This window comes from Chryseobacterium carnipullorum (assembly GCF_003815695.1).
Classification (GTDB): domain Bacteria; phylum Bacteroidota; class Bacteroidia; order Flavobacteriales; family Weeksellaceae; genus Chryseobacterium; species Chryseobacterium carnipullorum.
Genome location: NZ_CP033920.1, coordinates 5,303,913 through 5,315,752, shown reverse-complemented (window position 1 = coordinate 5,315,752; position 11,840 = coordinate 5,303,913). Strand labels below are relative to the sequence as shown.

Here is an 11,840-nt window from a genome sequence, read left to right as displayed (position 1 = left end):
CTCCATTCAGTGGAGATGGATTCTCCTTTTAATAGGATTTCTTATAATTCCGGAGAACAAACTTGATCCCGGTTTCTATAATGTCACCCATGGTTTTACAATACTTGAAATTGACATCGTAAGTGAGTTTTTGTAAAGCTGTTTTCAGCTCTGTAACATGGGCTTCCGGGGCAATATTTTCTTTTTTCATAATAGAAATGAGCTCATCGAATCTGTTTTGGCTGCTGGTCACTCTTTTTACAATCTGTGAGCGTACTTCTTTACGATACTGTTCTATAGAATTAGGCTTCAGTTTTTCTAATACCATACTTACCATTGGGCTGTTTTCTTTGAAATACTGGGGAAGATATACTTTCAGATTCCCTTCATAACTCTGCTGATCAAAATCGATGGGACGTATTCTGTAAATAACCTGATCAAAATCGTGTATGGGAATGATAACATAATTGTAGGAGCGCATGTCACCCAGCAGCCCAATGAGACAACGTTCATTGAATTTTACAAATTCCTTGGAAATTTGTGCCTTTTCCGATTCTGTGCAATTCAATAGATGTTTCTTGATAAAAACATCTCCTGGAATTCCCAAGATATGCTCTTCTATCAAAGTGTTTTTGTAAATTAAAAAGTTGATTCGGTTGGGAGAAAGCAGGTCTTCTATTTCCAATCCGTAGATCCGTGAAGCATCGGCCTGTTTAATGTAAAAATTGGTATAATTGTCGTTCAGAATATTTCTCACCCGAATTCGAAAAGGTTTAGAGTTTCCGAACGTACAAAAGTCGATCGTATCCACTTTCAGATAAGGTAAAGTAGCCTCATCTCCGTCAGAATGCAGAAGGGTATAAATCTTATTTAAATTAGCTTCTATTTCTTTAAACTCATATTCAGAATACAATACACCAAGCCACAAAGTATCTTTGCCCTCCTTATCCAGAATATTGACACTGTCACTGAATCTCAGCAGGTCCTCGTACAGAAACTGAATCTTGGTCGTTCGGTTATGTTTTTCCAAATACAACTCTAATGCTTCTGAAACGGGATATATTGGTTTTCTAAAAGCGATCTTTACATCTTTCATGACTCTGTTTATTTTACTTAAAATATAAAATGAGTTCGGGGTAAGATCTGTTTATTTTAATGATGGTCATGAAGTTTTACTTGGATCTGAACACTCATGCTATCCTTGTCAAGGTTCTGAACCTTGACAAGGATAATTAATAACTCCCATTCTCCTTTTTCCAGTTTTACCATCTAAATTTTATTATCCCGGAATCAGGTTAAATATAAAGAATATTTTTTCTTCTCCTCATAGGAATTCTTATTTTAACAGGTGTTTGATGTTTTTTAATCAATGCAAAATGCACCAGGATTTTATTTTATCACGCTATGGTTGATTTTATTTATTTTTTCATAGTTTAGTGATATCGTAAAGTCATGATTTTACGTTATATATATAATGGGTTAAATTAAATAATTCAAGAAAAATCTTGACAAAATTTTGTATGTTACAGTTTTTTTTTAAATTTAAACATTGGATTGGTAATTTATTTGATTCATCGGTAAATTACTCAAAGACAGATCCAAACCAAAATCAACAATCTCAAAATAACAATAATATGGCAATGTTTAATTATGGTGTTGGCGGCAACGAGGTAAAAGTAGACGCTAATGAAGCTATTCAGGAAATACAGGAGAATAAATCGCTGATAGTGAGCCAGCTTACTACCGAAGAATCTTATACCCCTGAAATCATCACAGGATTAAAGTCAGTGGATGATGTCTTCAGACATTTTCAGCCTTCTGTAGCCGTACAGCACGAAACAGAAGATGGAGGTGTAATAGAAGAAGAATTCCGTTTTCAAAATCTTGCAGACTTCACTCCTAAAAATCTTACTCAGAAATCAGACTATTTACAACAGCTTAGTATGGAGCAGGAGCAGTACAATAAAATCGTACGTCAGCTGAAAACCAATAAAATTCTGCGTAATATGCTTGAGAACGATCAGACCAGAGCTGCGTTTATCGAAGTATTGAAAGATGTGGCACAAGAACTTGAAAAATAATCATTTACACTAAATCAAATCATGGATAGCAAATTACAGGCACAAGAAAGCCAACAGCAGGGTCAGCAGCAACACTCAGGGCAGCCGAAAGGCAACCCGCTTGCAGAGCTTAATAAAATGGGAGGTTTTGGCTTTGTTGAATCCGTTGTAGACGGCATCGCCAATATGAACCCTACCAGAAAAGCAAGGAAAGAAATTTTTCTTACTGATAGCAATAAAACAGATGAAAGAAAAGAACTTCTTCAAAAAATAAACCTTTGGGTAAGTCTTTTGGAAGGAAATGAATCTGCAGATAAAATGGCGGATACCTGCAAAACTAAAGCGCAGGCAGCCGATCAGAATTTAAAAACCAATCTAAAAAATACACTTGACGCAGTACGTTTGTTGGAAACCAACTACAGAACCGTAGCCCAATTCTACAAAAATACAGAATTGGATAAAGTGGATAACGTAAGCATCGTTAATGCAAGCCTTGAACAGGTTTCAGATCTTGATAACCCTTTATTCATCGATGCTATTTCCGAAGAATTCAAGAACTATTATGACCGTCTGGATCTTAGAGACAACTATTCTATCCTGGCAATCCCCGGATATTTAGGGTCCAACAAAGTCATTGAAAAATGGGCAAAGATCTGTAACGAGAACAAAGTCATGATGGTTACCGATTTCGCCAACCTTGATAAGCCGGATGACGTAGTAGACTTATTCCACTCGGCTAACCTTACAGGAGGTGAGCTACACAGAAGTAACGTGATTATGACGTGTAACTGGCTTGTAGGAAGAGGAAGAGCCGAAGAAGTAGGAGAAGAAGAAAACGTAGAACTTCCACCTTCCACTTCATTGGCAGGAAAAATCCACAAAACCCTGATGTCTCAGGTAGCAGCAGGTAAAAAACATGGGAATATCAACGAAGTAGATGCCGTAAAATTCGAATTGAAGAAAAGTGAAATTTCTCAGTTGGAAAAAATGGGTCTAGTTCCAATGGTGAACGAGTACGGAAAGATCATGGCATTCTCTGCCAAAACATTGTTTACAGGAGATAATATCGGTCTTCAGACCTATTCAGTAGTACGTGTATTCGACTATGTGACTAAGGTTTTATTGGATTTCCTGAACAGAAGAGCTTTCGAAAACTGGAATGCCAAGAATGAAGATGATCTGAGAAGACAGATCGTAACATTCCTTGATAACATCAAAGGTCCGGATAAATTGATTGAAAAGTTCAAAATCGTTCGTTTCGAGCAGGACAGAGTCAATAAAGACAGAGTATGGCTTGATATCCGTATGACCCCTTATTTCCCTACAAAAAGTTTCGTTATTAAATTAGACGGGCACAAAGGAGATGATGGTAACGAATGGGATGCACAATACACTCAGGAATAATAAGAACCTAATTTTAAATAACAAACCGATGCATTTTTACATCGGTTTTTTACTGCCAATTCATATGAAAATTAATGTGATCAAAAAAAGTCTAAGCTTTTTCCTGCCGGTATTCTTGCTGATTGTATTATCAGGATGTGAAAAAAAATACGAAGCGCCGGATCATTATGCAGTGGATCTCTTTAAAGACGAGCGTACAGAAGGAAAAGCCTACATCATGAACGAAGAAGAATGCTTTGACGGCAGTGAGCTGGTTATCGCAAGTGGAAATGTAAAGCTGACCGACAGTTCAAAAGGAAGAGGAAAAACGTTTTTTCTCTACAAAGTAAAATCTGGAAAGATCATGAAAACAATAAGAGACTCAGTCGTAGACTATCCATTCATGTTCCTTTCTGATCAAAGACTTAAGCTTAAAAATGACTCCATCTATCTTTATCTGAAAAAACTTGAAGGATACCGTTTTATTGCCGCAGAAAGAAACCTTAAATATCAGTGGCTGAAAGCAGCTCCGGTATACTCCGTTAAAAAGGATAAATAATTTTATCTTTGCAGGAGGGAAATTAACATCTGCTACATTTCCGTTGCAAGTCAGTTACTAATATAAACTTCTTATGTTGGACGAAGTCGAAGCATGATAAAAAATAGTGATCGTTAAGAATTCCCTCAAAATCATTTAAACAGACTAAGGTTGTTGGAAAGAGATAATAAAAGTTCGGATTTTCTCCATATTGGATATAAATTGTTGAACTGGTACGGAAAAAATGCAAGAGATCTGCCTTTCAGACAGACAAAAGACCCTTATAAGATATGGATCTGCGAAATTGTTTTTCAGCAGACCAGGATCAGTCAGGGACTGAATCATTATAATAATTTCATTAAAAGATTTCCGGACGTCAGAACTCTGGCTGGTGCTGAAGAAAATGAAGTGCTGCTTTATTGGAAAGGACTTGGATATTATTCACGGGCCATTAATATCCATAAAGCTTCACAACAGATCATGAATGATTACCACGGCGTTTTCCCTGCTGATTATGAAGAAATTTTAAAATTAAAAGGTGTTGGGAAGTATACCGCTGCTGCAGTCTCAAGCATCTGCTTTGGAGGCAGAATGCCGGCGGTTGATGGGAATTTTTACAGAGTTTTAAGCCGTATTTTTGCAGATGATTTTGATATTTCCAGCTCACGCGCATTTTCCTATTTTTCTCAATTGGCCGCATTGATCATGCCGGAAAATGTAGGCGATTTTAATCAGGCCATGATGGATCTTGGCTCAGAAATCTGTAAACCTAAAAATCCACTTTGTGGCGAATGTCCCGTTAATGATGACTGCCTTGCCTTTTCTCTTGATAGAATATCGGATTATCCCGTAAAAACAAAAAAGGTGAAAGCACAGGATCTCGCGTTGAAATACTATTTCGTCCACAGAAACGGAAAGTTTTTGATCCGGCAAAGGAAAGATGACTTCATCTGGAAAAAATTATTCGAGTTTCCGGATACTATTTCAGAAGATCTGGAGCCCTTCATCAGGAATGTAAAAACGGTTACCCACAAACTTACCCACAAGAATCTGACCATTGAAATTTCAAACGTTGAGGTGGATTCAGAAGTCGTTTGGGGCCGTTTCATAGCACAAAATCATTACCTCATTACAGACTTTGAAGACTCTCACGATAAATCTTTTCCCAAGCCTTTGGAAAACTACATTCAAAACGCACTGAAAGACTGAAATTTGTCTCCCAAAATCTAAAATCTAATTTGTACTTTTGCAAAATGATAAAAAACGTCATTTTTATTTTCGTGTCACTGCTTTTAATTTCGTGTGGAAAAGATCATGTTCCAAAACCGTATGGTGAACTCCGTCTGGAATATCCGGAGCCGAAATATCAGAAGTTTGAAAATAACTGTGCCTATACCTTTGAATATTCAGATTTTGCATCCATTAGTGATGCTAAAAGGCCGTGCTGGTACTATATCAACTACCCGAAAATGAAAGCAAAGCTTTTTGTAACGTATTACCCGATACAGAATGATTTTGCAGACCATATCAAAGAAACTGAGAAAATGGTCTATGAACATACCGTAAAAGCAAGTTCCATAGATACCAAGTCATTCGAATACCCTGATAAAAAAGTATACGGGAATTTCTATGAACTGAAGGGACAGACTGCTTCCAATCTTCAATTTTACATTACAGACAGTACGAAACATTTCGTGACTGCTTATTTATACTTTAATACAAGACCGAAACCGGATTCTTTGGCCCCGGCAGTAAACTATATCAAAAATGATATGAAACATCTGCTGGACACTTTTGAATGGAAAAAATAATTGACTTTAAAATACATTGAAAAATATATGAAACTTTTAGTTGTAGGAAGCGTTGCATTTGATGCGATCGAAACACCATTTGGTAAAACGGATAAAATTTTAGGAGGTGCAGCCACTTATATTGGTATCACTTCATCTATTTTAGGGGTTAAATCCGGTATTGTTTCTGTTGTTGGAGGAGATTTCCCACAGGAGCACCTTGATATGTTCACAGACAGAGATATTAATATTGAAGGAATTGAGATCGTAAAAGAAGGAAAAACATTTTTCTGGTCTGGGAAATATCATAACGATTTGAATACCAGAGATACTTTGGCTACTGAAGTGAATGTTTTAGAAAATTTTGATCCGAAAATTCCAGATTCTATGCAGGATGCAGAAATCCTTCTGCTTGGAAACCTACACCCTGGCGTTCAGTTATCCGTATTGGAAAAGATGAACAACCGTCCTAAATTGGTTATCTTGGATACCATGAATTTCTGGATGGATTCAGCTTGGGATATTTTAATGGATATGATCGCTAAAACAGACGTTATTACGATCAATGATGAAGAGGCAAGACAGCTTTCAGGAGAATATTCTCTCGTAAAAGCAGCTAAAAAGATCCACACCATGGGTCCGGACTATGTGATCATCAAAAAAGGAGAGCATGGAGCATTACTTTTCCACGACAATAAAGTATTTGCGATCCCTGCGCTTCCACTGGAAGAAGTTTTCGATCCTACCGGAGCCGGAGATACTTTTGCCGGAGGTTTTGCAGCGTATCTTGCTAAAAAAGGCAAGGTTGATTTCGAAACCATGAAGTCAGCTTTGATCGTAGGTTCTGCGATGGCTTCTTTCACCGTTGAGAAATTCGGAACTGAAAGAATACAGGAAGTAAAAGAATCTGATATGTTCGACAGATTGAGACAATTCAAAGAATTAACCACATTCGATATCGAACTGCAATAAATAAGTCTTTTTAAGAAATATTTATAATAAAAAATTTAGACTAATTCGTTAAGAATTCTAAATTTGCAACTTGTTTAAAATAGTAAAATGACAAATAAACTAAAAATCACTTTTCTTCTTGGGATTTTCATGATGATATTCTCTTCAAACATGAATGCTCAGCTAAAACCAGGAGAGTTAGTGGATGGTATTGCTGCTGTTATCGGTGATGAAATTGTTTTGGAATCAGATGTGAATGAGCAGATGAACTATGCCAAACAGCAGGGAGCCTCTGAAACTGACAAATGTGAGTTCCTTGAAAACCTGATCAGCAACAAACTTCTTGTATACGAAGCCAAAAAAGATACATTGATTGAAAACCGTTCTGCGGCCATTAAGGAGCAGGCCAATGCGAAATACCGTCAGTTGCTTTCTCAATTCCCGGACGAAAAAACAATGCTTACCGCATATAAATTCAGAAACGGATTTGAAATGAAAAACGCGATCGAAAAGATCGATATAGACCAGTATTACGGACAGGCAAAATATCAGCGTATCACTGAAAAGGCAGATGTAACGCCGAACGAGGTGACAGACTTTTATAACCTGTATAAAATGCAGCTTCCGCAGGTAAAAGATGAAATTTCTTTAGCTCAGATCATGATGTATCCGAAGCTCACCGAAGCTCACAAGGAAGATATCATTAAAAGACTAAAGAAAATCAAGCAGGATATTGCAGGCGGAGAAACTTTCGAAAGCCAGGCAAGGATTTATTCTGAAGATGAAGGATCTGCAGCGAACGGAGGTCTGTATAAAAACATCTACAAAGGACAAATGGTTAAGCCATTTGAAGCCGCGGCTCTAAACCTTCAGGAAAATGAAATCTCAGATCCAATTGAATCTGAATTCGGATATCATATTATACAGCTGATCAAAAAATCAGGTAAAGTATATGATGCAAGACACATCCTGTTAAAGGCGACCCCTACAGATGACGAAATTAAAACGGCAAAAGTAAAACTAGACAGTATCAAAGGTCTTATCGTGGCCGGGAAGATCACATTTAAAGATGCTGCTTTTAAATTTTCAGATGATAAGAAGACCAAGTTCAATGCAGGAATTATTGTGGGAGCAGACGGTTCTGATAAAATTGAAAGAGAAAGTATTCCTGGATCTATCAGCTATGAATTGGCAGGTCTGAACAAAGGAGATATTACCGCTGCTTTCGAAGATGAAGACAATAAAAGAAAAGTGGTTAAGATCATCAAGCAGGAAGATGTGATTCCTGCACACCAGATTACAATGGAGACAGATTATAACAGAATCAAGCAGATGGCGCTTAACAAAAAGCGTAATGAAATGATTGAGAAGTTTGTCAACTCAAAACTACCGACAACCTTTATATCGATTGACGGACGTTATGATAACTGTAACTTCAAAGCCAACTGGAAAAAAGAATCAATCAAAAAATAAATACAAAAACCTTCAGAATTTCTGAAGGTTTTTTTTTGGTATGCAGATTCGTTTTCTGAAAAATTCTATATTTAGATAATAAAATCATAACGCAATGGATGAACATTTTTATCAGCAGAAATTTCAGGAAGCTGTTGATACCATTTCGGCAAAAGACTTTGATGATGCCGGACTTCACCTTTCTGTCAACCTCATTCTTGAATCCGTTGCATTAAAAATATATAAGCCAGAATGGGCCAGTAATGAACAATCTCCTTTGAATGCTCCAGGCAGAATCTTTTTTTCGGTATGGGTGAGTGAAAAATCAATTAAAGAAGGGAAGCTATATTACAATATCCATGCATTAAAATTAAGAGCGCTGAAAGCCTATACAATCCCGGCAAGAAGTTTCGCTGAAGAATTTAGAATTCGTTTTGAAGAGGACAGAGAAAAATGGGACAATGTCAGCGTAAAATACGGACCGTTGACCTTAATGGAAGGCTGGGTTGTATTATGATCTGATCATCTCCCGGATAACCTCCGGAAGCTGGCTCATCAATTTTTGACCATAAGCCCTGTCATAGATGAAGTACTCAATAAGTACCGCTTAAAGCTATAACTAATATCAAATAATTTCCCCCAATTTTTAATGACTGAAAACCATTGTTTTTAGTATTTTTACGCATGAGCAATTTTATAGATTTCAATTCAGCAAAAAAACTTCACGAAATGAAGACAGGTCAAAATAGAATTACAGAGCTTTTTAATATACAATATCCTATTATTCAGGCCGGAATGATCTGGCATTCAGGTTGGAAATTAGCTTCAGCGGTTTCTAATTGCGGAGGATTGGGAATTATAGGGGCAGGAAGTATGTACCCTGATATCCTCAGAGAAAATATCCAAAAATGTAAAATGGCTACCAATAAGCCTTTTGGCGTGAATGTACCTATGCTATATCCTAATCTTGAAGAGATCATCCAGATTATTCTCGAAGAAGAAGTAAAGATTGTTTTTACCTCTGCAGGAAATCCTAAGACTTATACAGAAACACTTCAAAAAGAAGGAATAAAAGTGGCCCACGTAGTTTCGTCTACCAAATTTGCCGTTAAATGTGAAGAAGCCGGAGTAGATGCCATCGTCGCAGAAGGCTTTGAAGCAGGAGGACACAACGGGCGAGATGAGACCACAACTTTCTGTCTGATCCCGAATGTAAAAAATCATATTTCTAAACCCTTAATCGCTGCAGGAGGAATTGCGCTCGGCTCCCAGATGAAGGCTGCCATGATTTTAGGAGCTGATGGAGTACAGATCGGTTCAAGATTCGCTGCAACCGTTGAAGCAAGTGCCCACGAAAACTGGAAAAAGAAAATTACAGAACTGAATGAAGGAGATACTCATCTTACTTTAAAAGAACTGGCCCCCGTAAGGATGGTTAAAAATAAATTCTTTAGCGAACTGGAAGACATCTACCAGTCCGGAAGAGATAAAGATGCTTTGATCGCTTCATTGGGACGAGCCAGAGCAAAACGCGGAATGTTTGAAGGAGATATGGAAGATGGCGAGCTTGAAATAGGTCAGGTTTCGGCTTTGATTAATGATATTCTTCCGGTAGAAACTGTTTTCAGGAATTTACTGAAGGAATTTGAAGAAGCGACTGCGCCGGTATTGTAACAGAAGTTTGGATAAATGGAAGAGAGAATACTGGAAGTAAGAGGTCAGAAACTTTATACAGCATATCATCATTCATTTGAGGGAAAACCTGTTATTGTTTTTCTACACGATTCCTTAGGTTGTACTCAACTTTGGAGAGATTTTCCTGCAAAACTCTCACAAGCTACCCACTGCAATATCCTGGTATATGACAGATTAGGCTATGGAAAATCAGATCCGATGCTTACCCATGAGAGACCAGTCAATTATATGGAATTGGAAGCCGATCTGTTGAATGATCTGCTTGCGGAACTTCATATTAATAATGCTATTCTATTCGGGCACAGTGATGGCGGAACGATTGCCTTGATCACCGCGGCTAAATATCCGGAAACAGTAAAAGCGGTTATCTGTGAAGCAGGACATATCTTTGTAGAAGAAGTGACGCTGAAAGGAGTTTATGACGCCTGGGATGAATATAAAACAACCAATCTTCCCGAACGTCTGCAAAAATACCACGGTGACAAGGTAGAAATGCTCTTCAAAGCATGGACAGAAACCTGGACCCGCGAAGACTACAGAAGCTGGAATATTGAATACCTCTTAAAAAATATTCAATGCCCTTTACTGTTCATTCAGGGAGAAGCTGATGAATACGGAACATTGGAACAGGTTGAAAAAACAGTAAATCAGGTAGCCGGGACTTCAGAAAAATATATAATTCCCGCAATAGGACATACACCACACAAAGAAGTTCCGGAAATAGTTCTCAATAAAGCAGCAGCATTTATAAAACAGAATAGCTGATAAAACAATACTTACAATACGAAGCATCTTGATTGAACAAGGTGCTTTTTTATTCAAAATCAACTTGTTCTGATGTGTACAGATTTAAAGATAAGTCACCATTTTGTACAGAAGTTACATATTATTAAAATAATCACATCAATTTTCAAGCGTATTGAATGGAGATTTTACCAGGCTTATTATTCTTATTTGTATAGATTTTAATGAAAATAAAAAAATAGATAATTTGTGTTCAAAATAAAATATAAATCTGTTTCCTTAAATTTTTTAAAATATTTAAGTGTCTTTCAGAGAGGAATAAACCTTTACTATCATTGGCTTTAACAGTATTTGTCGATGCTTAAATTACATAATACACGCAAATAAAATCACTTTATGGTGATATTTAAATGTCTATTTTTGAAATGTCAAATGGTGATGCAGATGATTCTAAAAACAAAAATGATGAAAAAAATATCTTAAAAACGTACGAATGTTTTTCAATTCATCCTGGGTGTTAGAATGTGAAATAGTTGTGTTAGAAATGGTTTGTGTTTGAATGGATGTTTTGATGGAGATGTGGCGTTTGCTGCATCTCTTTTTTTATATGATATTCACAGAATCTTAAGTTCTTCTGCCATATTTTTTTTGGACTTAAGCTCATATTTTCCCCTGAATTCATCTGTTTTAAAAACACTTTCGAGCTCCAGAAAATGTTTTAGCACTTTTTTTCTTCCGGGTTTATAAAGCAGATCCGGATAAATGAAATATTCTTTTCTTATTTTGCGGGTATAATCCAGATAGACCTCCGGATCTTTTCCCAAAATAGAAAGGTCAGCATCCAAAAGATAATTTGTGTCTGTATCTTCAGCCTTTTGATGTGTTTTTGTAGCGATAATCTGAGTGGTAATTTTTGAAATAAGATCTTGAGGCAAACCCAGATTTCCAAGTCTTGATTCAGCATACGACGCGCTTTTCTCTTCATTTGATTTTGAAGAGGCATTGTAAATAATATCATGATAAAACACAGCGAAAGAAACAGCGGTGAAGTTTTTAATACGATCTTTTACAGAATCCAGCTCTCTGAACATATTTTCCAGATGCAAAAGGTCATGATAATGCCGGCTTTTTTCAGAATATTTTGTCTCAATTTCATGCCAAAAGTGATTGATAAGACTTTCATCTTTTGAAAAAGGAAGGCATAGCTGTATGAAATTTTCTTTCAGATCCATCATAAATAAGATAAAA

The 11,840-nt window shown here is 36.8% G+C and carries 12 protein-coding genes; 10 read left to right on the top strand and 2 right to left on the bottom strand.

From position 1 onward, the window contains the following. Positions 1–28 precede the first annotated feature (28 nt). Positions 29–1,075 (bottom strand): hypothetical protein, encoded by a 1,047-nt coding sequence (locus EG346_RS24020; RefSeq protein WP_073335382.1) that lies wholly within the window; start codon positions 1,073–1,075, stop codon positions 29–31. Positions 1,076–1,613: 538 nt separating this feature from the next. On the opposite strand from EG346_RS24020, the gene EG346_RS24015 reads away from it, so the two are divergent. From EG346_RS24015 to EG346_RS23970, 10 genes are all read left to right on the top strand, one after another. Further along, positions 1,614–2,060 (top strand): type VI secretion system contractile sheath small subunit, encoded by a 447-nt coding sequence (locus tag EG346_RS24015; RefSeq protein WP_073335473.1) that lies wholly within the window; start codon positions 1,614–1,616, stop codon positions 2,058–2,060. Positions 2,061–2,081: 21 nt separating this feature from the next. Beyond that, entirely contained in the window at positions 2,082–3,443 is a 1,362-nt protein-coding gene (locus EG346_RS24010; RefSeq protein ID WP_073335381.1) for a DUF5458 family protein, read from the top strand. A 28-nt stretch (positions 3,444–3,471) separates the two neighbouring features. Further along, positions 3,472–3,981: a hypothetical protein gene (locus tag EG346_RS24005; protein WP_123882424.1), complete on the top strand. Its 510-nt coding sequence runs from the start codon at positions 3,472–3,474 to the stop codon at positions 3,979–3,981. Between the two features lie 153 nt (positions 3,982–4,134). Further along, a complete protein-coding gene (locus EG346_RS24000; RefSeq protein WP_123882422.1) occupies positions 4,135–5,169 on the top strand; it encodes an A/G-specific adenine glycosylase in 1,035 nt (344 codons plus the stop codon). 44 nt (positions 5,170–5,213) lie between these two features. Next, a complete protein-coding gene (gene gldD, locus EG346_RS23995; protein ID WP_073335378.1) occupies positions 5,214–5,771 on the top strand; it encodes a gliding motility lipoprotein GldD in 558 nt (185 codons plus the stop codon). A 27-nt stretch (positions 5,772–5,798) separates the two neighbouring features. Next, positions 5,799–6,722: a PfkB family carbohydrate kinase gene (locus EG346_RS23990; protein WP_073335472.1), complete on the top strand. Its 924-nt coding sequence runs from the start codon at positions 5,799–5,801 to the stop codon at positions 6,720–6,722. Between the two features lie 87 nt (positions 6,723–6,809). Then, the gene (locus tag EG346_RS23985; protein ID WP_123882419.1) at positions 6,810–8,174 is read left to right on the top strand and encodes a peptidylprolyl isomerase; all 1,365 of its coding nucleotides are present in this window, start codon (positions 6,810–6,812) and stop codon (positions 8,172–8,174) included. 94 nt (positions 8,175–8,268) lie between these two features. Beyond that, the gene (locus tag EG346_RS23980; RefSeq protein ID WP_123882416.1) at positions 8,269–8,670 is read left to right on the top strand and encodes a hypothetical protein; all 402 of its coding nucleotides are present in this window, start codon (positions 8,269–8,271) and stop codon (positions 8,668–8,670) included. A 212-nt stretch (positions 8,671–8,882) separates the two neighbouring features. After that, positions 8,883–9,827: an NAD(P)H-dependent flavin oxidoreductase gene (locus EG346_RS23975; protein ID WP_123882413.1), complete on the top strand. Its 945-nt coding sequence runs from the start codon at positions 8,883–8,885 to the stop codon at positions 9,825–9,827. Between the two features lie 15 nt (positions 9,828–9,842). Further along, complete coding sequence (locus tag EG346_RS23970) at positions 9,843–10,613, top strand: alpha/beta fold hydrolase (protein WP_123882410.1); 771 nt, start codon at positions 9,843–9,845, stop codon at positions 10,611–10,613. Between the two features lie 593 nt (positions 10,614–11,206). Here EG346_RS23970 and EG346_RS23965 read toward each other — a convergent pair. Beyond that, positions 11,207–11,827 carry an HD domain-containing protein gene (locus tag EG346_RS23965; RefSeq protein ID WP_228423812.1) on the bottom strand — a complete coding sequence of 207 codons (621 nt, stop codon included), beginning with the start codon at positions 11,825–11,827 and terminating at the stop codon, positions 11,207–11,209. Between the last annotated feature and the right edge of the window lie 13 nt (positions 11,828–11,840).

Coding starts and splice junctions, on each gene's coding strand:
- EG346_RS24020 (WP_073335382.1), bottom strand. CDS start 1,075: ATGAAAGATGTAAAGATCGCTTTTAGAAAACCAATATATCCCGTTTCA.
- EG346_RS24015 (WP_073335473.1), top strand. CDS start 1,614: ATGGCAATGTTTAATTATGGTGTTGGCGGCAACGAGGTAAAAGTAGAC.
- EG346_RS24010 (WP_073335381.1), top strand. CDS start 2,082: ATGGATAGCAAATTACAGGCACAAGAAAGCCAACAGCAGGGTCAGCAG.
- EG346_RS24005 (WP_123882424.1), top strand. CDS start 3,472: ATGCATTTTTACATCGGTTTTTTACTGCCAATTCATATGAAAATTAAT.
- gldD (WP_073335378.1), top strand. CDS start 5,214: ATGATAAAAAACGTCATTTTTATTTTCGTGTCACTGCTTTTAATTTCG.
- EG346_RS23990 (WP_073335472.1), top strand. CDS start 5,799: ATGAAACTTTTAGTTGTAGGAAGCGTTGCATTTGATGCGATCGAAACA.
- EG346_RS23985 (WP_123882419.1), top strand. CDS start 6,810: ATGACAAATAAACTAAAAATCACTTTTCTTCTTGGGATTTTCATGATG.
- EG346_RS23980 (WP_123882416.1), top strand. CDS start 8,269: ATGGATGAACATTTTTATCAGCAGAAATTTCAGGAAGCTGTTGATACC.
- EG346_RS23975 (WP_123882413.1), top strand. CDS start 8,883: ATGAAGACAGGTCAAAATAGAATTACAGAGCTTTTTAATATACAATAT.
- EG346_RS23970 (WP_123882410.1), top strand. CDS start 9,843: ATGGAAGAGAGAATACTGGAAGTAAGAGGTCAGAAACTTTATACAGCA.
- EG346_RS23965 (WP_228423812.1), bottom strand. CDS start 11,827: ATGATGGATCTGAAAGAAAATTTCATACAGCTATGCCTTCCTTTTTCA.